Below are 23,124 nucleotides of genomic sequence, written 5' to 3' on the forward strand. Positions count from 1 at the left end.
TTGCCGCGCTGCAACCGGGCGCCTAGAAGTTCTGCTCCAGCTTTTTGTCTTCCGCCTTGGCGCGCTTCATCGCCTCCGGCTCGACATCTTCGGCTTCCCGGTTGAAGTGGATGAACACGCCCCAACCGGCCAGCAGGAGTCCCGTCGACACCAGGATCGCCGCGGCGTGCGGCAGCAGGTGCGCATCCTCGTGGATCGCCTTGAAGGTCGCGATCAGCCCTTCGATCGACAGCGCGACCACCGTCACCACCAGGAAGCGCGAGAGATAGCGCCGCGCGCGCGTCGGTGCACTGACCGTCGCATCGCGGATGACCTCTTCTTCCGTCACCGTCTGCGCGATCTGCAGCACCACCAGCGCGACCGCCAGCAGCCCGGTTGCCTCGATGGCGCGGTCGGCGCCTTCCTTGAGCGACTGCCCCAACGCCGACAGCGCGGTATCGACCGCGATCACGCCCAACATCACTGCGATGCCCAGGAACAGGACCGCCACCAGCGCATGCGCGCCCGAAAAAAAGAAGTTGAATAACTTCATCGAACGTCCTGTTTTTTGTTTGCTCCATATACCCAGGGGGAGTATATGCCCTTACCCTGCAAGGGGCTGTCCTGATGGGCGAGTATGTGCCGCCTGGCCGACAAGGAGTGCATACCCCCCTCTTCTGTTCGTCCCAGCACAGACCCGGCCGGCGCGACATGCCATCCTCACAGCCGAACCATGTTGGGGAGCGAAGCAATGACGACCGTGCGCAAGGGCCAGTTCGAAGGCAAGATCGACCGCCAGGAGTTCCACCTGCGCTTCCAGGCCAACTACGTCCAGCACGAATACGACAGCGTGCGCGACGCCCTGGCCCAGGTCGAGGAAATCGCGTGGAAGAACTATGTCGATGGCCGCAAGCCGCCCGCCACCGAAAAGGCCGGCCCGGGCTTCGCCGATCCCGACTACGACCTGTCCACCGAATGGAAAGCCGCGCACGACCGCCTGATCGAAGCCGAACGCCGCCAGAAGGATCCGGCGACACGTTCGCGCGTGCTGCTCGTGTGCTGCGCACACCGCAACGACGGCACCTGCCCCGGCGAGATTTCCAAGACCTTCCGCCTGACGGAGCAGTTGCGCGAGACGCTGGAATCGGCCGGCATCGAGGTCGATGTGCTAGACCTGAGCCGGCTGGTGTCCGACTATGACCGCCACATCCACCCGTGCAAGGCCTGCGTGTCGACCGCGATGCCGCTATGCCACTGGCCCTGCAGCTGCTACCCGAACTACGCCGAGCGCCAGACCAACGACTGGATGAACGAGATCTATGAAAAGTGGGTGAGTGCGCACGGCGTCATCCTCGTCACCCCGGTCTACTGGTACGAAGCGCCCAGCGGCCTGAAACTGATGATGGACCGGCTGGTGTGCGCCGACGGCGGCAACCCCGACCCCACGTCCACCCAGGGCAAGGACCCCGAGAAAGCCAAGGCGCTGGAGCTGCAGGGCTGGCCCTACCCTAAGCACCTGGCCGGACGCGTGTACGGCGTATTCGTGCACGGGGATGTCGCCGGCATCGAGGGAACCCGGCGCGCGCTGTCCGACTGGCTGGACTGGATGGGATTGATCGACGCCGGGGCGGCCGCACGCCTGGACCGCTACATCGGCTACTTCGAGTCGTACGCCGAGAGCCACGAGGCGCTCGACCGCGACGAGGCGGTACAGGAAGAAGCGCGCAATGTCGCGCGTGCGGTGGCCAAGGCAGTGGAAGCGCTGCGCGCCGGCACCCTGCCCAATTACTCCGCCGGCCTGCCGCAGCCGCGCCCCAAATAAACGCCGGAGCTGCCTGCGTCCGCCCGCGGATCAACCCGTGACGAATTCAGGTAGCGAGTCGACAATGCGCAGTGCCGGCGGCTCGGCCAGCGCGCGCGCCGCGCACAGCGCAATGGCCACCTGATCGTGTTCGACCGGATAGCACGTGGCGGACTCCTGCCCCAGCTTGAAGCGCGCCTCGGCGCGGCACCATGCTTCGTAGAACCTGGCGGCGCGCTCCAGTTCCGGCAACGCCATCAGGCGGCTGGCTTCCACCGCGCCAAACGCCTTGGCCGCCAGCGCCGCGATATCGCGTTGCGGGTCCGGCACCTCCACATCCAGCCCGACCGCGCTTTCCATGCTGACGGCCACCGCCACCCACGGCCCGCTGTGCGAAATGCTGAACGACGGCGTGCGCGCCCGCACGCCCAGCGTAATGACGGGCGCCTTGCCCAACTGTTCCTCGATCTGGATCGCGTCCAGCGGAATGTCCGCCGCGAGCGCTACGGCCCGGCGCAGCATCATGCGTCCCACCACGAACTGGCGTTGGCGCTGCTCGCGCACGAACGCCCGGTAGCGCTGCTGCTCGCCTGGCGTGAGCGCAGCCGCCCACACCGGCACCAGGTCGCCCGGTAGCCCGTCCACATTCGCCAGCCAGATGGTGGCATACGCCGCCTGCCGCATGCTGCTCCCTACTCAAGTAATGACACCCTCGCGGTTCGCGCCAAGGGTAAATGGCAGGGATAGTACTGGTCCGTGAAAAAATTGACAAGGACGGCAGGCCGGGCCGGCCGCAAGCGGGCAACGCGCGCGGCGGGAATGCGCTAACCTCGTCAACGGCAAAACAGGACGATCGGCATACCACGCGACCATGGACGTCTTCGGCTTCAACGCATTCTCGCCGGCTGAGATCACGGCCCGGATTGAAACGGTTGGCGTCACCAAGGCACGCCTGCCGCTGGGATCCATGCTGATGCTGTCCGTGCTGGCCGGGGCGTTCATCGGCCTCGGCGCGCTCTACTACGTGCTGGTCCGCTCCGATCCGGGGCTGGGCTTCGCGGCGCGGCAGGTGCTCGGCGGAGCCGTGTTTTCACTGGGCCTGTTCATGGTCGTCGTCGCAGGCGCTGAGCTATTCACGGGGAATAACCTGCTGGTGATGGCGTGGGCCGCAAAGAAGATCACCACCCGAGAATTACTGCGCAGCTGGATCATCGTCCTGGCAGGGAACCTGGTCGGCGCACTGGGCCTCGCGGTGTTGGTGGTGCTGTCCGGGCATCCCGATGCCAACCAGGGCGCGGTCGCCGCCCAGTACCTTACGATCGCCGCCGCCAAAACCAATTTGCCGTTCGCCCAGGCCTTCTTCAGCGGCCTGCTGTGCAATTCGCTGGTGTGCATCGGAATCTGGATGGCCATCGCCGGCCGCAGCGTGACCGACAAAGCGGTCGCGCTCCTGTTCCCGATCTCCGCGTTCGTGGCGGCTGGCTTCGAGCACAGCGTCGCGAACATGTACCTGATCCCGGTAGCGATGCTGATCCAGCTGACCTCGGGCCACGCCGGCACCGAGCCGATCCTGCTGGGTGGATTCCTGTCGAATCTGTTCCCCGTCATCCTCGGCAACCTCACAGGGGGCTCGCTGTTCGTCGGCGGCGTGTTCCACGTCATCTACCGGCGCACAGGCCTGATCGGGGATTGAAAAAAAATCACGCATTCGCGGCCAGTCGGAGTAAATTAGTTGCCGAAAGAGAAAAAAGCGGTGGCAGCTCCACCCCCGACACGCTCCGATACCCAGGAACCCTGACATGAAACTGCTGATTGCCGGCCTGCTTGCAGCCCTGCCCTTCCATATCGCCCACGCCGCCGGGCCGGACCTGTCGGCGGCCATCGCCAAAGACTACCGCGGCCACCTGGCCGGCTTGTACGACCACTTCCACCGCAATCCCGAACTATCGTTCATGGAAGTGAAGACCGCCGCACGGCTGGCCTCCGAACTGCGCGCGGCCGGCTTCGAGGTGACCGAAGGTGTGGGCGGCACGGGCGTCGTTGCGATCATGAAGAACGGCCCCGGCCCGCTGGTGATGATGCGCGCCGACATGGACGGCCTGCCCGTACTCGAAAAGTCCGGCCTGCCGAACGCATCCAAAGCGACCGGCAAGGACCGCGAGGGGAACCTGCAGCCAACGATGCACGCCTGCGGGCACGACGTCCACATCACCAGCCTGGTGGGGACAGCGCGCCAGATGGCAGCGCGCCGAAAGTCCTGGTCCGGCACGCTGATGCTGATCGGGCAGCCGGCGGAAGAGCGCGCAGGCGGCGCCGTCGCCATGATGAAGGACCGCGTGTGGGAACGCTTCGGCAAGCCGGACTACGCGCTGGCGTTCCACGTCTCGTCCGATGTCGAAGCGGGCAAGATCGTCGCCAGCGAAGCGCCCTACTCCGGCGTGGACACCGTCGACATCCTGATCCACGGAGTTGGCGCCCATGGCGCCAGCCCGCACCGCGGCAAGGACCCGGTCATGCTCGGCGCGCAGATTGTCGTCGCGCTGCAGACCATTATCAGCCGCGAACGCGAGCCGCACGAACCTGCTGTCATCACGGTCGGCTCCTTCCACGCCGGCAGCAAGGCCAACATCATCTCCGACAGCGCCAAGCTGCAGCTCACCGTGCGCAACGAAAGCGCCGCCACGCGCACCATGCTGCTCGACGCGATCAAGCGCGTCGCCATCAACACTGCGCGCGCCAACGGCGTCGCAGAAGACCAGCTGCCCGAGGTCACGGTGCTCGACGAGATGACGCCGCCGACGCTGAACGACGCCGCGCTCCTGCGCCGCATGAAACAGGCGTGGACCGACAGCCTTGGCGCGCACATCTTCGACGCCAATTACAAGCGCTCGGGCATGGGCGCGGAAGACTTCCCCTTCTTCACCGCCAAGCCGTACATTCCCAGCGTGTACTTTACCGTCGGCGGCACGCCCAAAGCCGCGCTGGAAGCTGCCGCCGCTGGCGGTCCGCCGGTCCCCAGCCACCACAGCGCCATCTTCAAAGTGGAACCCGAACCTGCGGTCACGACAGGAGTCGAAGCGACCGTGACCGCAATGCTCGCACTGATGAAAACCAGGTAAGCCCTCGTCTGCCAAGGAACCCATGAACAATTCAACGCGCCCGACTTCCGTGAAAATCGGTTTTACTGCAGCAGCATCGGCCTTCGAGGCGGCCCACTTGTGGGTCGAATACCTGAACGGCGGCGTCCTGTCCCATCACCTGCTCGCCAACCCGGATTTACCGGCGATATCCAACTGGTGGGGCCTTGTCGTGATTCCGGTGCTCACATGGTTCCTGGTCGGGCGGATCCAGTCCCGCGTCGCCAGGCAGAACGCCTTCCAGTCCGCAGCGCCACGCATCCCGTCAACCATCATGATCGCGTTCACCGCTGCGCTGGCATATGGCGCCGCGCTGTCGTTTGCCTTCGTCAGCAATTTCGAATGGATCAGCGCGGTCTTCCTTGGTGCGTTCGCGGTGGCGCTTGTCGTACCGGTGTACCGGGCCGAGTACCTCCTGGGCTTCGTGCTCGGAATGACCTTCACATTCGGAGCGGTCCTCCCGCTGATCATTGGCGCCGTCATCGCTGTATTCTCGAGGCTTGTGCACCTGGCCTTCTCTGCTGCAGTGCGGCTGATCCGCAACCAGCCTGTCTCCCGCGCCCAGTGACATGGGATTGCTAGCCGGCGACGCTGCCGCCACTGTTCCGCCTGACCTGCTGAGGTCCACCTAGTCCAACAGGAGCCGCCAATGAAACCAACCATCCGACACGTACTGTGCTGCGCGCTCGCGCTCATGCTGGCATCCTGCGGCGGCACCCAGGACGCGGCCGGGCGACCGAACCAACTGCTCGCCGGGGTCCAGACCAGTCCAGCTGAAGTCACGGTCGGCAGCTACCATGACCTCATCCAGCGCGTGTACGTGGCCTATTTCGGCCGACCGGCCGATCCGGGAGGCATCGATTTCTGGGCATCGAAGTATCTTCAATACGGAATGCCGCTGACCGCTGGCGAGGTGAGCGCCACTTACTTCAGCACCCAGAAAGTCCGCGAATTCGTGGATGCGTTCGGCGCCAGCCAGGAATCGGCGGAGCTCTACCCCGGCGACAATGTGACGTTCGTTTCGGCGATCTATCGCAACCTCTTCAATCGCGAACCCGACGCGGCGGGCCTGGCCTACTGGGTTAGTGCGCTCGACCGCGGTGTCATGTCCCGCCCGATCGCGGCCCTGTACATCATGGACGGAGCACGATCGACGGATATCACCATCGTCAACAACAAGGTGGAGGTTGCGCGACGGTTCACTGCAGGCTTGGACACGGAGGCGAAGCGCTTAGGCTATCAAGGCATGTACGCTGCGGCGTACATCCGCTCCGTACTCTCGACGGTCGGCCTGGACACCGATCCTGCGACATTCAACATCGAAGACCCGATCCAGACGCTGCAAAACCGGTTGAGTAACCACCGCCTGGCCGCCTACCTCGGCACCTGGACCACGCCTTGCGAGTGGCACTCCCGGGACGTCATCACCATCACGGAATCGCCGGGGTCCGAGACCACGGCTTACATCGCGCCGAAAACAGAGTACTACGCGACCGAGAACTGCGAAGGACCGGTCATCGCGACCGAATCCCTTAGCGCGAGCATCATCGCCGTCCACACAGGCAAAGTGAATTCCGCAATCGTATTTCAAGAAGGCGCTGCGAGCGTGCCTGCTGCGGTGGACATGATTTCCGTATCGCTGCCCGCCCACAGCACGTACGTCATGGGAACGGCGGTGACGCAGACGGTCTACGGCGGGAAAGCACAGTGGTGCATCGACTACGGTGGAGGAAACTCGACCTGCATCGACGACCCAGGCTTCACGCCCGCACAAGGTCCGGAGAATGGCGGCCTGTACGTCAACGGGAATACAATCTACCTGCTGTCCCCGGTCAGCAGCATTTTCTACGCGGACGCAGCCTATACGCGAAGGTGATTTAACATACGGCTGAGGGACCGCATGCCATGGCACACCAATATGTTCTCGAATTTGCCACCGACGGACGAGGAACGCGCGACATCACGGACGACATCGCCCGTGTCGTATCCGAGTCCGGAATCGCCACTGGACTAGCGCATGTCTTCGTCCAGCACACCAGCTGCTCACTCACGATCACCGAGAACGCCGACCCGGACGTGCGGCGCGATCTCGAAACCATCCTGGCCCGGCTGGCGCCGGACAATGACCCAGCCTACCGCCACCGCACCGAGGGGCCCGACGACATGGCCGCACATGCGCGCTCGGTGCTCACCGGGACGGCACTGACCGTGCCGGTCGGCGCCGGGAAGCTGTTGCTCGGCACCTGGCAAGGCATCTTTTTGTGGGAACACCGAACAGAACCGCAGCAACGGAAACTCGTGGTGACGGTGGTGTAAAACAGCCGCGCCGACTGCTGGTGTTCAGGCGTCGCTGCCTGGGTGCAGGGTGTTCGGCCAGCCGTCGCTCGCCAGGTGCGGGATGTGTGCGCGCCGCGTAACGTGCAGCTTGTTGAAGATATGCTTGAGATGCGTTTTCACAGTCGTATCGCTGATCGCCATGAAGCGCCCGATTTCCTTGTTGGTCATTCCGCGTGCCACCAGCCGCGCCACCTCCCATTCCCGTTCCGTCAGGCGGCCGTCCGGTATCGCAGGATCGGGGGGCTTTGCGTCCGGGTCTGCCGTTGCCAGCGCTTCCAGCAGGGCCAGCACGACGCTGCGGTTGACCCAGATGTCTCCATCGTGCACGGCATGCATGGCCTTGCGCCACAAACCCGGCGAAGCGTTTTTCTGAATGCAGCCGCGTGCGCCGCAGCGGATCAACTCCGCCAGCCTGGCGGGACCGCACTCGTCTACCACCACGATGATACGCGCCGGCGCGAAAGCGGTACGCATCCGCGCTAGCAGCCCGGTCGCCGGAAAGTACGATTCGTCCAGCAAGATCACGTCGGGGCTGGAGGCAAACACACTGGCCTGGAGGTGCTCAGTATCCTCCGCCGTGCTGGCGCTCAATGCAATGCCCTCGTCATCGCAGATTGCGGCGCGCAAGCTTGCCTGGAATGTGGCATCCGCACTCGCACTCAACACCTTGATGGCGGTCATACTGCTCCTGCGAAACTCGATAGGTAGACACAACGAACGCATGCCACCGAACGAGATTATTCTCTACGCATGAGGCTGTCAATACAGCGGGACTGAGTGCGCAGTCCTTTTTCGCGCAAATCGAAGAAGCGTCGTTTCCCCGCGAATTCGTTCCAGAAACAATAGACAAAAAGAAGCAGGCCGCACGGGGCGGCCTGCCGTCGTACCTACCCTAAGGCAGGATATCGCCTGCCACAACACTGTTGACGCCTGTAAGCTCGATCACCAGATCGGCCAGGCCGTCGCCGTTGATGTCGCCTTGCAGCGTATGGGTCGTCGCATCGAAGCGCAGCTGTCCGGCCGATGCCGCTCCCGTCCCCGAGAAGGCGGCGCCGCCGATAAAGCTGAACACATCATTGGCCCCTCCGCCGGTGGCATTGGCATCGATGCCGGACAGGTCGATCTTGTCGGTGCCGCTGACGAATCCGCCGATGATGTCATGCAGCGCACCCGCCGGGCTATGCGCCACCGCGCCGAACACGAACGTATCGGCAATGGCGGCGCGGCCCTGGATCGACTCGCGGTCCGCACCCGCGGTGAACACCGATCCCGATACCAGGGTCACGTCAAGCACCTGTGACGCCGTCGCATCGCCATCGGCATCAACCACCGCGGCATTGAACACCAGGTGGCTGTCCGGCGTGACGGTGGTCAGGAAGCCCATATCGGAAATCTTGATCACGTCGTTGTCGGTGGTCGTCACGCCGAACGCCTGCGTTCCCGAGCTGCCACCGCCGGCGCCGGTGGCCGGATTCAGGTTGATGCCGCTGCCGGTAATGCCCTCGGTCGACACCAGTACCTGGGCGCCGACGATGACATAGTTTTCGGAGCCGCTATTGAAGTCGTTCCCTTCGAAGATCACCGCGCCGTCGTTGTTGTCCAGGGTGATGTTGTACCCTGCCGGCAGCGCCGAACCCGCCCTGAAGATGTCGGCGTTATCCACCACGAAAGCCTTGGTGGTGACTACCGCCTTGGTGGGATCGCTGGCATTGGCGAGCTTGAGCACGACAACCAGGTCCTCGCTGTTGATGCCATCGAACTTAAGGAAGATCCCGGCCGCGGAGGCAGTCGGCGCATCGTTGGTGTCACCACCAGGATTGGACTGGAAGAAGTCGAGGTCCAGCACTTCACCTTTCTGGATCGTGTCGCCCGCGACACCGGCTGCGACGCCCGAGATGCTGACCCAGTCGGATGCCTGGTTGAACAGCTCACCATTGACGAACGCACCATCGTTACCGGCGCGCAGATTGTTCGCACCGGTACCTCCTCCTGGCTCGGTATAGCCGGAGAACTGGACGTAGAAGTTCGACGCCAGTTCCGCCACCGAGACCGCCGGCTGCGTATTGTCGAGCACGAAGCTGTCCGTGCCCGCGACGTAGCCGATGAACGCGGTCGCATTCGACGTCGTCAGCACGGTAAAGCTCTGGATCGGCGCGGTCATTGACAGGTGATAGGTGCCATCGTCCTTGTCGAAGGTCAGCGTACCGGTCGCAGTGGCGGTGGTGTTCAGCGCCGGGTTCGAGATATAGTCGAACGACACATTGAACACCGCCTCGGTCAGGGTCTCGGACGCCCAGGTCACCGAGCGGTTGCTGATTGCCGCAGCGCCGACGGTGCCGGATGCCAGCGCTACGGTAAAGTCCGAGTTACTGGAGCTGAAGGTCTTGCGGTCGTCGACACCGATTGCATAGCTGAAGATGCCGGTACCGCCGGGCGACGGATTGCTGCTGTTTGCGTAGATCAGGTCGGACACGCCGTTGATCACCGGGGCATCGTCCTGGAACTGCACACGCGCACCAATGCCCACCGAGGCTGTGCTGGTATCGCCATCGCCATCGGTCACGGTCGCCACCGCCAGCAGCGCGCTCGCTGCGATCGACACCGCTTCATCCGGGCTGGCCAAGCCGCCGGTGGGATGCCTGATCGAGTTGTACTGGACCATGCTCAGGACACCGCTGACCGCATCGATCGACACCGCAAACGCCGCCTTGCCGTTGTTGGCGCCTCCGGAAATCCGCCCCACCACGACGCTGCCTTCCTTGGTCAGCACGATGTCTTCGCCCTGGGTCGTATCGAGGCCAGAGTCGACGCCTGCTGCCGATACGTCGAGCGAATATACGGTACTGGCCAGGCCGTCCACGCCGCCGGTGCTGCCGCTCGAATTGATCACGCTGGCGGTGCCGGTGGCGTAGCCGGCCGTCATGTCCGTACTCAGCGTACCTACGCCGGAGAACACGGATAGCGGGCCGGCCGTATCATTGGCATCGCCCTGCAACCCTGCCGTCTCGTCGTGCGCGACGCTGCCGCTGCCCAGCGCAGCCGCGGCCATCGGCCCGTCATCCTGGATCGACACGCGCGCGCCCACGGCGACCGAAGCGGTGCTGGTGTCGCCATCGCCATCGGTGATGGTGGCAATGGCCAGCAGTGCCGCGTTCGCGATCGACAGCGATTCGTCCGGGCTGGATGCGCCACCCGTCGGATGCTTGATCGAGTGGTACTGCACCATGCTCAGGACGCCGGTCGAGGAATTGATGGATACCGCAAACGCCGCCTTGCCGTTGTCGGCGCCGCCCGAGATCCGGCCCACTACCAGGCTACCCTCCTTGTTGAGCAGGATGTTGTTGCCCTCGGTGGTATCCAGGCCGGAATCCACGTTCGCCGCGGAGACATCGAGCGAATACACGGTGCTCGCCAGTCCATCCTCGCCCGGCGCACTGCCGGACGAATCGATCACCGCTGCGCTGCCGGTAGCGTAGCCCGCAGTCATGTCGGTACTGACCGTGCTCACGCCGCTGAAGGCGCCAAGGGGACCTGCGACATCGTCCGCGTCGCCCTGCAGGCCGGCCGTCTCGTCATGCCGAACCTCGCCGGCGCCCAGCACTGCCGAAGCGAATGGGCCATCATCCTGGATCTGGACTTGCGCACCGATCCCGACCGAGGCCGTGCTGGTGTCGCCGTCGCCGTCGGTAACGGTGGCAATGGCCAGCAGCGCCGAATTGGCGACCGACAGCGATTCGTCCGGGCTGGATGCGCCGCCGGTCGGGTGCTTGATCGAGTGGTACTGCACCATCGTCAGGATGCCGCTGGTGGAGCCGATGGCGACCGCGAATGCCGCCTTGGTGTCGTTCGGTCCGCCGGAAATGCGCCCGACGACCAGGTCGCCTTCCTTGTACAGCAGGATGTTCTGGCCCTCTGTAGTATCCAGGCCGGAGTCGACACCGGCTGCCGAAACGCCCAGCGAATACACGGTGCTGGCGATGCCATCGACGCCGCCGCTACTGCCCGACGAATCGATCACGGCCGTGCCACCGCTGGCATAGCCGGGAGTCATGTCAGAGCTCTTGTTCGTCACCCCGTTGAATTCGGTGAGGGGGCCAGGTACGTCGTCCGCCGCCGGGTCGAGCGCGCTGCCTGCCGTCTCGTCATGCCGGACAAGGCCGGTGCCGAGGACTGCCGACGCTGTGGGTCCGTCGTCCTGGATCGACACGCGCGCGCCGATCGGGATCGATGCGGTGCTGGGGTCGTCGTCACCATCTGTGACCGTGGCCACGGCCAGCAGCGCTGCGTTCGCGATCGAGACCGACTCGTCAGGACTGGATGCGCCGCCGGTCGGATGCTTGATCGAGTGGTACTGCACCATGCTCAGCACACCGGTCGACGAATTGATCGCGACTGCCAACGCGGCCTTGCCGTCGCTGGCGCCGCCTGAGATGCGGCCCACCACGAGCGCGCCTTCCTTGTAGAGCAGGATGCTGAAGCCTTCCGTGGTATCGAGGCCGGAATCCACGCCGGCTGCCGACACGTCGAGCGTATAGCCGGTGGTGTTGAGGCCATCGAACCCTCCCGTGCTGGCGGAGGAATTGACCACGGAGGCGCCCCCCGTTGCGTAGCCCGGCCCCATGTCGCTACTGACATTGGTGACGCCGGCAAAGGCGGCAATGGCCAGTGCGACGTCGTCGGCATCGCTTTGCACGCCTGCGGTCTCGTCGTGCCGCACGGCGCCGGTATCGAGGACGGCGGAGGCGAATGGCGCATCGTCAATCACGGAGATATCGCCCAGCGGCGTGGAGGTCAGCGCGCCTGACTCCAGGCGGAAGCCGCCGATATCGAACGCCGAGTTCAGCTTGGCGTCGCTGCTGCCCATATTGTCGATTTTGACCCGGTTGTGGTCAGTGTTGGTGGTGTACTTGACCCGGTCGCCTGCGATGGCGCCCGAAACCAGCGCCGAGTTGCCGGAGAAGTCCAGCGAGATGCCAGCCTGCGTGCCCGTGCCCGGCGTGAAGACGTAATCGGTCAACACCGAGTTCTTGCCGACCGTGACCAGCCGGGTGACTGTGACCGAAGTAATGTTGACCTCCTCGGCGGAAGTGAATGCCAGGCCGGGAATGAAGGTATCGCCTTTCTCGCTCGTATCACTGTTGAGGATCGCGGTGATGCGCAGCGTTGCGCCCTTCGGCGGCTGCAACTGGACGACGCCAAACGACGCGGAAGTCGCGCCGAAGTAAGTGCCGAAATCAATGTTCGCGGCCACATCCGCCTCGTTCTGATCGAGGTTCGGCACGGTGAGGAGCGGGTTGGCGCCCTTGACGAATGTGAAGTACATGCCTTCGCTCGGATCGATCATCTGGTTGTTCGATCCGATCGTGGTCATGCCGCCGCCCTGCCCCGTGTTCACCGTGTTGCCGGGCGTACCGGTCACGACGATGGTCGTGTCCTGCAGGGTGGGCGTGCCGTCGCCGAACATCAGGAACAGGTTCTGGCCGGACGGCGCGCCTTCGAGCGAGAAATTGACCAGATTGTTCACGGAGACGTTCAGCTTGTTCGTCAGCGTGACCAGGTCGTTGGGGTTGGTTTCATCGGGATGGTAGAGGGGCAGGTACTGCGCTACCCACAAGCGGGCACCGGTCGACCCGGCATCGCCCGCACCTGCAGTCAGGGTATCCAGGAAGCAGGAGAAGGCGATCCTGCCGGCCGGATCTGCGGTGCCATTGGCCAGCGCTTCGCGGCCGTACACCACATTATTGTTGTTGGCATCGACGTAGAGATGGATCTTGCGCAGGCCAGTCGTTGTGAGGCCGCTGTCGGTTCCGTTGCCGCCGGTAATGGTAAAGGCAACGTCGGACACGTTGCCGCCGAATGTCTGGATCAGGTCGTCGGCTGTGCTTGCGGTGCCGTTTCCGCTCACCGCCAGGCCGAGCGGGGTCGCACTCTGGCCGGCGGGCACCGCAGCTGCCAGTGCGGTGCTGAATTCTGTGGGTATAGATGCCAGCGCGATGTCATCGCTGATGAGGGAGCCCTGGACGTTCTGGACTCCACTGGTTTCGTCGATCTTAAGGATTGCGCTCATTGTTCTTCTCCTCCCAAGTGGTCACATGGATTGCTTAAGGAAATAACGTGAGAGTGCTGTCGAGGGTGGTCACCTCCGTGGTTGTCGGATGTTCGGACGCAGCGCGAACAGGCGTGACAAGTCATGCGGTGACACGTAAATGCCGACCGAACGCGGGCGCTATCAGAGTTCTCCTACAGCTTAGGGAGGGAGAGGACTATTAACATCCTTCCGATGGGGTATGGACCCGATCTATTTTCTAGAGCGATCCACGGAGAAAGACGAAACTGGCGGGCCGCAAGGCGGAGCCTGATGAGATGGGTGGGTTGGCGGAAGCGGTGAGATTCGAACTCACGAACGGGTTCCCCCGTCGGCAGTTTTCAAGACTGCTGCCTTCAACCACTCGGCCACGCTTCCGTAGCTGCGCATTATACAAGTAGCGCTTCACCTCTGGCAAAACAGCCTCTGCGGCCCGCGCCGCGCGCCTCCCGCGCGACATTGCGATATATCAAACGTTGCAATCTATTCAGCTTGTAGGATTGCCAACCATCAAGTCCGCCGCGCTCGCCGACCGTATATTTTTCCCGTCGGCACTGCCCATCCACTGAGAGACTGTCATGCTGAATTTCGAACGCTCCAGCCTGAGTCAGAAGCTCTCCCTCCTGTCCCTCCTATCGACGGGCACCGCGCTGATCCTCGTGTTCGCGGCATTTGCGGTCGGCTCGGTCATCGAGCACCGGCGCGAAGCCCGCATCCAACTGGGTTCGCTCGCCGGCGTTATTGCCGGCAGCAGCGCGGATGCGCTCCTGCACCGCAACCGGCGCCAGGCCGAAGCCAACCTCTCCGCATTGAAGGCTCAGCCCGAGATCACAGGCGCGATCCTGTTCGATGCGCGCGGCCGTTCGTTTGCCGCCTACGGCAAGGCGGACCGCGAACAGCTCGGCAACGTCAGCCAAGAAGCGCTGTCCGCCGCCAACAGCGACAGCGCGGCATCGTGGTCGCCGCGGCTGCGGGTGTACCACCGCATCGACGACGCGCGCGGCATCGCCGGGGTGGTGATGATCGAAGCCAGCATGATCGGCATGTGGATCGACATCGCCAAAGGCCTGCTGGTGCTCGCCCTCGCGATGGGCGGCGCGATGCTGGTTGCCCTGCCTCTGGCCGGCCGCTTCAAGGCCAGCGTCGCCGACCCGATCACCAGGCTGATCTCGGCCGCGCGCAAGGTGACGGAGACGCAGAACTACACGCTGCGCGTGCCGCACAACCGCACCGATGAACTGGGCGCGCTGATCGACAGCTTCAACGCCATGCTGGCGCAGATCGAGGAACGCGGCAGTGCGCTGGCCATGCACCGCGACGAGCTTGAGAATCAGGTCGGCGTGCGCACCGAGCAGCTGGAAAAAGCGAAGAACGCCGCGGAAGCGGCCAGCCGCGCCAAAAGCGCGTTCCTGGCCACCATGAGCCATGAGATCCGCACACCCATGAATGGCGTGCTCGGGATGACCGAGATGCTGCTCGCCACTCCGCTCACCGAGACCCAGCGCAAGTACGCCAGCATGGTGCAGCGCTCCGGCGAGCACCTGCTGGTCATCATCAACGACATTCTCGACTTCTCCAAGATCGAGGCGGGCAAGCTCACGGTGGAGTACATCCACTTCAACCTGTGCGACCTGCTCGACGAGATCGACAACGTGTACCGCCCGCAGGCCCAGGCCAAGAACATCGCGTTTCACATCGAGGTGCCGAGCGACCTGCCGGTGGCGGTGTGCGGCGATCCGAACCGCCTGCGCCAGGTGCTCGCCAACCTGGTGGGCAACGCAATCAAGTTCACCGACCGCGGCGAGATCCGGGTCTGCATCAGCATGCTCACGGAGTCGGAGCAGAACGCGAGCCTGCGCTTCGAGGTGCACGACACGGGCATCGGCATCGCGCGCGAGGCGCGCTCCCGCATCTTCGAGGCGTTCTCGCAGGCGGACGATTCCACTACGCGCCGCTACGGCGGCACCGGCCTGGGGCTGGCTATATCAAAACAGCTCGTGGAGTTGATGGGAGGAAAAATTGGCGTAGAGAATGCTTTAACGCAAGGCTCCATGTTCTGGTTCACGGTAACTTTTGACAAACGGCGGATCGAAGCGGACCGCCTCGACGAGGACTCCCTGAACAAACTGGAGGGCTTGCGCGTGTTGATCGTGGACGAACTGGATGACCGGCGCACGGCGCTGGCAAGCGAACTGGCCCAATGGCGGGTGTCGTCCGACCAGGCCAGCTGCGAAAGCGAGGCGATGGACGCCCTGACACGCGCGGCCGAATCCAGCCGAGCCTACGATGTCGCGCTGGTGGCGATGTCGCTCAAAGGGACCAGCGGCCTGGCGCTGACCGCGATGGCGAAGGCGCGCCTGTCGGCCGCCCACACGCGCTACGTCCTGCTCAGCAGCCTGCACAATGCGGCGGACCCGGTGCAGCGGCGCGAGGCCGGCGTGTCCTACCAGCTGATCACGCCGGTGCGCGCGGGCGACCTGTTCGACTGCATCGCGCGCTCGCCGCGCCACCAGGCCCGGGCCGAAGCGGCGCCGGTGATTCCCGAGCGCCCCGCCCCGGCGGTCCAGACGCGCCGCCGCAAGGTGCTGCTGGCGGAGGACAACCCGGTCAATGTCGATGTGGCGACCGCGATGCTCGACGCGATGGGGCTCGACGTGCAGTGCGTGGGCAATGGCGAGGAGGCGCTCAACGCGGTGCGCAGCGGAAGCTACGAGCTGGTGCTGATGGACTGCCAGATGCCCGTGATGGACGGCTTTGCCGCCACTGCGGAAATCCGCCGCCACGAACACATGAACGGCAAGACGCGCAAGCTGCCGGTCGTCGCGATCACCGCCAATGCGCTGCAGGGCGACCGCGAATCGTGCCTGGCGGCGGGCATGGACGATTACCTGAGCAAGCCGTTCACCCAGCAGCAGCTGGCGGCGGTGATCAGCCGCTGGATCGGGCTGCCGATCACGGCCACCGTGCACCATTCGGAAATGGCGCCTGCCCCGGCGCCCGCGGCCGACAAGCGCGATGCGATCAACCGGCATGCGCTGGACAACATCCGTGCGCTGTCGGAGGACCGCGGCCCGTCGATCGTGCGCAAGGTGGTGTCGGCCTACGTGGACGACACGCCGCTGCACCTGCAGACGCTGCGCCGCGCGATCTCGGGCGGCGACAGCGAGAAGCTGCGCTCGGCGGCGCACAGCCTCAAGTCCAGCAGCGCCAACGTGGGCGCGGAGACGCTGGCACAGCTTTGCAAGCAGATGGAAACCCTCGGCAGGACCGAGACGACGGAAGGCGCAGCGACCATTCTCAGCGACATGGAGCAGGAGTTCCAGGCCGTGCGGCACTCGCTCACGGAGATCCTGGAGAGGGAGACATGACATGCCAGACGCCTCGTCCGCCAAGCGCGGCGTAGTCCTGATCGCCGACGACGATCCTGTCATGCGCATGCTCATGCTCGAGATGCTCGGGCAGGTGGGGCTGGATGCGATCGAAGCGCGCGACGGCCGCGAGGCGGTCGAGCTGTGCCGCACGGAGCAGGTGGACCTGATCCTGATGGACGTGGACATGCCCAACATGGACGGCTTCACGGCCTGCCGCGAGATCCGCCGCATCGAAGCGGCCAACGCGATCCCGATCATCATGGTCACCGGCGGGGACGATATCGAGGCGGTGACCAACGCCTACGAAGCCGGCGCGACCGACTTCGTCTCCAAGCCGATCAACTGGCCGATCCTCGGCCACCGCGTGCTGTACGTGCTGCGCGCAAGCGACGCCATCGTCCGCCTGCGCATCGCGGACGCGCACAACCGCGCCGTGCTGGCCGCGATCCCGGACACCTTCTTCCGCATGAACCACGAAGGCGTCTACCTGGACTACGAGCAGGGCCACGAGGCCTACGCCGACGGCAAGCCCGAGGATTATGTCGGCCACCACGTCACCCAGGTCCTGCCGCCCGCGATCGCCGGCCGCCTGCTCGAACAGATGCGGCACGTGCTGGAGACGCACACGATCGGCTCGGTCGACTACGAGCTCCCCGGCGGGCCGCCGGGCGCCACCACGCCGCCGCGCGAGGGGCAGGTGCGCCACTTCGAAGCGCGGCTGGTGGCGACCGGCCCGGGCGAGGTGCTGGGACTGGTGCGCGACATCAGCGAACGCAAGCGCACCGAGGAGCAGATCCGCCGGCTGGCGTATTGCGACAGCCTGACCGGCATCCCCAACCGCCAGGCCTTCCTCGAAACGCTGGAGTCCGAACTGCACCGCTCGCGCAGCGCCGGCAAGAAGTTCGCGGTGCTGTTCATGGACCTGGACGCGTTCAAGCGCATCAACGACACGCTCGGCCACAACGTCGGTGACCTGCTCCTGAAGCTGGTGTCCGAGCGCCTGCACGAGACGATCCGGCCGGGCGACCTTGTCTCGCACAATGAACCGGGCGGGAACCTGGCGCGGCTGGGCGGCGACGAATTCACGATCCTGATTCCGGACCTGGAGCTGGTGGAGGATGCGCTCAACGTGGCGCAGCGCGTCAAGGAGGCGATGCGGCGCCCCTTCATGATCGACGGCCATGAGATCTTCGTGACGGCATCGATCGGAATCTCCCTGTTCCCGGAAGACGGCGACGACTGCAACTCGCTGCTCAAGTTTGCCGACACGGCCATGTACCACGCCAAGAACTGCGGCAAGAACAACGCAAAGCTCTACAGCTCATCGCTGACCATGCAGATCATGAGCCACGTGAAGCTGGAGGTCGGGCTGCGGCGCGCGCTGCAGAACGACGAGCTGTACCTGCTGTACCAGCCGCAGATCGACGTGCGCACCGCGTCCGTGGTCGGGGTGGAGGCCCTCGTGCGCTGGAAGCATCCGGAACGCGGCATCATCTCGCCCACCGAGTTCATTCCGCTGGCCGAGGAAACCGGGCTGATCGTGCCGATCGGCGAATGGGTCCTGCGCACCGCGTGCGACCAGGCGCGCGCGTGGCAGCGGCTGACCAAGCGGCCGGTGCGCATGGCGGTCAATCTCTCGGCCAAGCAGTTCAAGGACGACAACCTGGCGCAGATCGTGCTGTCGGCGCTGCACGACACCGGACTCGATCCGCGCCTGCTGGAGCTGGAGCTGACCGAGGGCACGCTGATGGACGATGCGCGCGCGACCATGCACACGCTGGAGCAATTGCGCGGGATCGGCGTGCACCTGTCGATCGACGACTTTGGCACCGGCTATTCGTCGATGAACTATCTCAAGCGCTTCGACGTGCGGGCGCTGAAGATCGACCGCAGCTTCATCTGCGGGCTGCCGCAGGACTCCGAGAACGCGGCGATCACGCGCGCGATCATCGCGATGGCGCACGGGCTCAAGATGGCGGTGGTGGCGGAAGGGGTCGAGACGGGCGAGCAGCTGGTGCTGCTGCAGGAATACGGCTGCGACCTGGCCCAGGGCTTCTTCCTGGGCCGTCCGGCGCCGGCCGATGCGATCACCGAGCGCCTGCGCAAACAGGCCGCCCCCGCCTGAATCCGGGAGGACCTGTCGCCTTGCGCTAGCGCGTGAAGGTGAGCGTGTGGACCGCAGGCCCCGGCAGCAGCGGCACCGAGCGGCCCTGCGCCCAGTCGCGATGCCCGCTCAGGAAGTACGGCGACAAGGGATGCCCGCTCTGGCCGCCCGGCATGCTGAACACGCCCTGCTCCTCCTTGCCCGGCGTGACCGTAAAGCGCTCGGATTGCCCGAATTTCGGCCCCGCCACGCGCGGCATGTGGCCGTCGCCCGGCAACTGGTCCGCAGGCGCGGCCAGCCAGGGCCGCAGCTGGGGCAGCGCGCCGCTGATCGGGTGCGCGATCGACAGCGTGTTGCGCTCGCCCCAGGTGGCGCTGTCCAGCGTCTTGCCCGTGGTGAGGCGGTCGCGGATCACCTTGTCCAGCGCCGCCAGCGAGAACTCCTTCCAGCTCGGATAGCCCGGCGGCAGCCAGCCTGGCGGCTGCTCGTCCAGCAGGCGCGCCACCACCACGCTCCAGCGCGGGTTGGCGACGTTGATGTTGGCCTTCTCGTCCAGTTTGCCCAACTCGGCGTTCACGCCATCGAACAGCAAGGCATGCACCGCCCACATGTATTCTCGCGTGAGCCGGTACGCGACCGAATCGGTGCTGGCGCGGCCGGTCCAGCCTTTTTTCAGCAGGGTGTGCAGCAGGTCGCGGTGCGGGTGCAGGCGCCGCGCATCGCTGTCGAGCGCGCGCAGCGCCCGTTCGCGCCACGGCGCCAGGTATAGCGCGCGGTCGTCGAGCATGACGCCGTACGCCTTGCCGGTGTCGACCTGGGCGCCCAGCGCCAGCAGGCTGTTGCGCAACTGGCTCTGGCGCGCGCCGAGGTCGAAGCCGCCGTCGCCGATCAGTTCCGCTCCCGCGCCCGCCAGCTGGCGGCTGTTCGCGGTCGATACCTGCCCTGCCAGCGGGTCGACCACGCGCGGATATTCCGCCGGATCGAGCGTGCCGTCCCAGATGTGCGGATCGCCCGCCGCCAGAGGGAAGGTCGAGCCGATGCCATATTGGGGACGGCGAGGAAGCGCACCGGCGATGGTCCATCCGATGCTGCCGTTGCGGTCGCCCACCACGAAATTCTGTGCCGGCACGCCCATCGTGTTTGCCACCGCCAGCGCGCCCTCCACCGTCTCGATGGCTTCGAGCCACTGCGCGTTGAAGTTCAGCGCGTTCGGCGCATGCGCGGTCCAGTGCAGCGCATACGTCTTGTTGCCGATCACGCGCAGCGGTCCGACCGGCGTCTCGCGCACGACCATCCGGTGCGGCGCCGCGCCTTTCACCATGATCAGCTCTTCGGTGGCGGTCACCTCTTCCCATTCCGCGCGGGCGCGCACCCTGCCCGGCTGTTCCGGGCTGGTCTCGACCGCGATCAGGTCGAGGTAGTCGCCGTAGCTGTTGGTGAAGCCCCAGGCGATGTGTCCATTGCTGCCCACCAGGACCAGCGGGGTGCCGGGCAAGGTCAGGCCGACCACGCGGCGCGCGTTGCCGTCTGCGTCCGGATACTGCAGCGCGACGCGGTACCAGGTGTTGGGCAGGTTGATCCCCAGGTGCATGTCGTTCGAGACGATCGCGCCGCCGGTCTTGCTGCGCCCGCCCGCGATCGCGAAATTGTTACTGCCGACGGAATCTGCGTACTCGCTCGCAGCCAGGGCAAACACGCCCTTGTGATCAGGCGGCGGCCGTTTGCCCCACCAGCCTGGTGCTGCGGCCGGAATTGGCGCCGCGTCGCCGGGCGCTTCGCCGTCGAGCGGCGAGTCCCATTGGGTGGCCTGCGGCAGCAGGAAGTCGAGCTGCTCCGCGGTCGAATGCTCGCGCAGCCAGCCGCGCGCCAGCTCGCGCCGCTCCAGGTTGTCCTGCAGGTCGAAGAACATGGCCCATGCGACCAGCAGCGAGTCGGCGGCCATCCATGCGCGCGGCCGCGTGCCGGTCAGCGCATATTCGAACGGGCGCGCGCCCAATGCGTTGATGCCGTCGTTGACGCCGCTGACGTAGCGGTCGAGCAGCTGCCGGTCTTCCGGCGGCATCGCGGCGATGGTGCGCTCGGCGCGCGCGCGGAAACGGTGCAGGCGGTGCACGCGGTCCAGCGGCAGCGCCTTTTCGCCGAACAGTTCGGCCAGTTCGCCGGCCGCCGAGCGGCGCAGCAGGTCCATCTGGAAGAAGCGCTCCTGCGCGTGGATGTAGCCGGTGACGTAGGCGATGTCATGGCGGTTGGCGCCGCGGATCACGGGCGCGCCGTGCGCGTCGCGCGCGACCGTCACCGTGCCGGTCATGTTGAGCGAGCGGACCGTGCCATCCAGCTGCGGCAGGCTGGCGCGCAGGAACATCCACGCCCCTGCGACCGCCACCACCAGCAGCGACAACAGCGCAACTCCTGTCCACAACGCCCACTTATTCCACCTGGCCAAACGCATGCCCACTCCCAGTCAATACCTTGATAGCTGGGAATATGCCAGAAAAACGGATGCGTGGAGCTATTTGCGCCAAAAAAGGGAATCCGCCCGCGCGCCGGCAATATCGGGCGTGCGCCCGCGTTTCGGCGCCAGCAGCCGCTCGTAGCGCGCCATCACCTGGGGCAGGACCACGTCCCAGTCGTGCTGCTCGACCGCCTTGCGGCGCGCGTTCGCCGCCAGCGCCATCCGGTCCATCCGGTACACCGACTCGACCGCGGCGGCGAAGGCCTCCACATTGTCCGGTTCCGCGTGCACGCCGGTGCCCGGGGTGACCAGTTCGGCGATACCGCCGCCGGTGCAAACCACCGGCAAGCCGCACGACATGGCCTCCAGCGCGATCAGGCCGAAGGTCTCGCTGTCGCCGGCGTGCACCAGCACGTCGCAGCTGGCCAGCATGCGCGCCAGCTCGCCGCGGTCGCGCAGGAAGTCGCGCTGCACGATGCGTTCGCCCGGCTCCGGTGGCGACGGGCCGTCGCCGATCAGCAGCAGGTAGTACGGCTCTCCCAGCCGCGCCAGCGCGCCGGCCAGCACGTCGAGCCGCTTCTCGGGCGTAAAGCGGCCTGCGTAGACCAGCAGGCGCGCGTCGGCCGGCAGGCCGAGTTCCGTGCGCAGCCCGGGGTCGCGGCGCTGCGGCGAAAAGGTGCGGCTGTCGATGCCGAGCGTCTGGTGCAGCGCGCCTTCCACGCCCATCGCGGCCAGCCGCTGCACCATCAGGCGACTGGGCGCCAGCACCAGGTCGAAACGGCGGTACAGGGTGGCGAGGTAGCGTTCGCAGCCCATCTCCGCCACCGTGCCGAGGCGGCGCAGCAGCAGGCGCGGCGTGTCCGAATGATAGAAGGCCACCGCCGGGATGCCGAGCGCGCGCGCCGCCCGCAGCGCCGCGTAGGCGCACGGCCCCGCGTCGCCCGCCTCGACCAGGTCCGGCGCCAGCTCGCGCAGGATGCGCGCGCAATGGCTCACCGTCCACGGCCACTTGTAGCCGTGCAGTCCGGGCACCGGCAAGGACGGCAGCGCAACCAGGTGGCCGCCGCTGTCGACATTCGGGCTCAGGATGGTGTGGGTGACGCCGCGCTGGCGCAACCAGTCGGATTTGGCGTTGAGGTAGGTGCTGACGCCGCCGCCCTCGGCAGCGTAGAACATGGTGATGTCGGCCAGATGCATGGGGCATACCGTAGCATCCCGCCCGCGGTCACGGCGCACCCTAAACCACGGGAAACAGCGCGCGGAAAATCAGGTATTGCGCCGGTCCAGCATGGCGCGGGCGATCGTGCCCGCGTCCACGTATTCCAGCTCGCCGCCGACCGGCACGCCGCGCGCGAGACGGCTGACTTTCAGGCCGCGCGCCTTGAGCATCTCGCTGATGTAGTGCGCGGTCGCCTCGCCTTCGTTGGTGAAGTTGGTGGCCAGGATGACTTCCGCGACCACGCCGTCGGTGGCGCGGCCCACCAGCTTGTCGAGATGGAGGTCTTTCGGCCCGATGCCGTCCAGCGGCGACAGGCGGCCCATCAGCACGAAGTACAGGCCCTTGTAGGTCAGCGTCTGCTCGACCATGAGCTGGTCGGCCGGGGTCTCCACCACGCACAGCAGCGTCCTGTCGCGCGACTCGTCCAGGCACAGGTCGCACACGGTGGAATCGGAAAAGGTATTGCACATCGCGCAGTGGTGCACCGTATCGACGGCCTGGTACAGCGCGCGCGACAGCATCGCCGCGCCGTCGCGGTCATGCTGGAGCAGGTGGAATGCCATGCGCTGGGCGGACTTGGGACCCACGCCCGGCAGGCGCCGCAGCGCCTCGGTGAGGAAGTCGAGCGACTTGGACACC

The 23,124-nt window shown here is 65.6% G+C and carries 15 protein-coding genes and 1 tRNA gene; 8 read left to right on the plus strand and 8 right to left on the minus strand.

Going from position 1 to position 23,124, the window contains the following annotated elements; genetic code table 11:
* Window positions 1-22 precede the first annotated feature (22 nt).
* Window positions 23-532 (minus strand): hypothetical protein, encoded by a 510-nt coding sequence (locus tag ACFSQR_RS05380; protein WP_377728598.1) that lies wholly within the window; start codon window positions 530-532, stop codon window positions 23-25.
* A gap of 198 nt (window positions 533-730) precedes the next feature.
* Between ACFSQR_RS05380 and ACFSQR_RS05385 the strand changes: the two genes are divergently transcribed.
* Entirely contained in the window at window positions 731-1,801 is a 1,071-nt protein-coding gene (locus tag ACFSQR_RS05385; RefSeq protein WP_377728599.1) for a flavodoxin family protein, read from the plus strand.
* 30 nt (window positions 1,802-1,831) lie between these two features.
* Here ACFSQR_RS05385 and ACFSQR_RS05390 read toward each other — a convergent pair whose 3' ends face one another.
* Entirely contained in the window at window positions 1,832-2,464 is a 633-nt protein-coding gene (locus ACFSQR_RS05390; protein WP_377728600.1) for a 4'-phosphopantetheinyl transferase family protein, read from the minus strand.
* A gap of 187 nt (window positions 2,465-2,651) precedes the next feature.
* Here ACFSQR_RS05390 and ACFSQR_RS05395 point away from each other — a divergent pair, with 187 nt between their 5' ends.
* The 5 genes from ACFSQR_RS05395 to ACFSQR_RS05415 all read left to right on the plus strand — a co-directional run bounded on the left by ACFSQR_RS05395 (window position 2,652) and on the right by ACFSQR_RS05415 (window position 7,233).
* Window positions 2,652-3,473: a formate/nitrite transporter family protein gene (locus tag ACFSQR_RS05395; RefSeq protein WP_377728601.1), complete on the plus strand. Its 822-nt coding sequence runs from the start codon at window positions 2,652-2,654 to the stop codon at window positions 3,471-3,473.
* A 106-nt stretch (window positions 3,474-3,579) separates the two neighbouring features.
* Window positions 3,580-4,899, plus strand: a complete 1,320-nt coding sequence (locus ACFSQR_RS05400; protein ID WP_377728602.1) for an amidohydrolase — start codon at window positions 3,580-3,582, stop codon at window positions 4,897-4,899.
* Between the two features lie 22 nt (window positions 4,900-4,921).
* Entirely contained in the window at window positions 4,922-5,485 is a 564-nt protein-coding gene (locus ACFSQR_RS05405) for a hypothetical protein (RefSeq protein ID WP_377728603.1), read from the plus strand.
* A gap of 81 nt (window positions 5,486-5,566) precedes the next feature.
* Complete coding sequence (locus ACFSQR_RS05410) at window positions 5,567-6,793, plus strand: DUF4214 domain-containing protein (protein ID WP_377728604.1); 1,227 nt, start codon at window positions 5,567-5,569, stop codon at window positions 6,791-6,793.
* A 29-nt stretch (window positions 6,794-6,822) separates the two neighbouring features.
* Window positions 6,823-7,233: a secondary thiamine-phosphate synthase enzyme YjbQ gene (locus tag ACFSQR_RS05415; RefSeq protein ID WP_377728605.1), complete on the plus strand. Its 411-nt coding sequence runs from the start codon at window positions 6,823-6,825 to the stop codon at window positions 7,231-7,233.
* 24 nt (window positions 7,234-7,257) lie between these two features.
* Here ACFSQR_RS05415 and ACFSQR_RS05420 read toward each other — a convergent pair whose 3' ends face one another.
* From ACFSQR_RS05420 to ACFSQR_RS05430, 3 genes are all read right to left on the minus strand, one after another.
* The gene (locus ACFSQR_RS05420) at window positions 7,258-7,935 is read right to left on the minus strand and encodes a LuxR C-terminal-related transcriptional regulator (RefSeq protein WP_377728606.1); all 678 of its coding nucleotides are present in this window, start codon (window positions 7,933-7,935) and stop codon (window positions 7,258-7,260) included.
* A 211-nt stretch (window positions 7,936-8,146) separates the two neighbouring features.
* The gene (locus ACFSQR_RS05425) at window positions 8,147-13,321 is read right to left on the minus strand and encodes a DUF5801 repeats-in-toxin domain-containing protein (RefSeq protein ID WP_377728607.1); all 5,175 of its coding nucleotides are present in this window, start codon (window positions 13,319-13,321) and stop codon (window positions 8,147-8,149) included.
* Window positions 13,322-13,627: 306 nt separating this feature from the next.
* Window positions 13,628-13,717 (minus strand) — tRNA-Ser (locus ACFSQR_RS05430).
* A 200-nt stretch (window positions 13,718-13,917) separates the two neighbouring features.
* Here ACFSQR_RS05430 and ACFSQR_RS05435 point away from each other — a divergent pair.
* Together ACFSQR_RS05435 and ACFSQR_RS05440 are read left to right on the plus strand one after the other, a co-directional pair.
* Complete coding sequence (locus ACFSQR_RS05435; RefSeq protein ID WP_377728608.1) at window positions 13,918-16,707, plus strand: response regulator; 2,790 nt, start codon at window positions 13,918-13,920, stop codon at window positions 16,705-16,707.
* A 1-nt stretch (window position 16,708) separates the two neighbouring features.
* On the plus strand, window positions 16,709-18,835 hold the full coding sequence (locus tag ACFSQR_RS05440; protein ID WP_377728609.1) for a putative bifunctional diguanylate cyclase/phosphodiesterase: 2,127 nt from the start codon (window positions 16,709-16,711) through the stop codon (window positions 18,833-18,835).
* A gap of 25 nt (window positions 18,836-18,860) precedes the next feature.
* Here ACFSQR_RS05440 and ACFSQR_RS05445 read toward each other — a convergent pair whose 3' ends face one another.
* From ACFSQR_RS05445 to recR, 3 genes are all read right to left on the minus strand, one after another.
* Window positions 18,861-21,263, minus strand: coding sequence for a penicillin acylase family protein (locus ACFSQR_RS05445; RefSeq protein WP_377728610.1), 2,403 nt, complete (start codon window positions 21,261-21,263; stop codon window positions 18,861-18,863).
* Window positions 21,264-21,323: 60 nt separating this feature from the next.
* A complete protein-coding gene (locus tag ACFSQR_RS05450) occupies window positions 21,324-22,463 on the minus strand; it encodes a glycosyltransferase (RefSeq protein WP_377728611.1) in 1,140 nt (379 codons plus the stop codon).
* A gap of 69 nt (window positions 22,464-22,532) precedes the next feature.
* Window positions 22,533-23,123 (minus strand): recombination mediator RecR, encoded by a 591-nt coding sequence (gene recR / locus ACFSQR_RS05455; RefSeq protein WP_377728612.1) that lies wholly within the window; start codon window positions 23,121-23,123, stop codon window positions 22,533-22,535.
* Window position 23,124 lies beyond the last annotated feature (1 nt).

Origin of the sequence: Pseudoduganella sp. GCM10020061 (assembly GCF_042683405.1) — a bacterium.
In the GTDB taxonomy this organism is placed as follows: domain Bacteria; phylum Pseudomonadota; class Gammaproteobacteria; order Burkholderiales; family Burkholderiaceae_D; genus Telluria.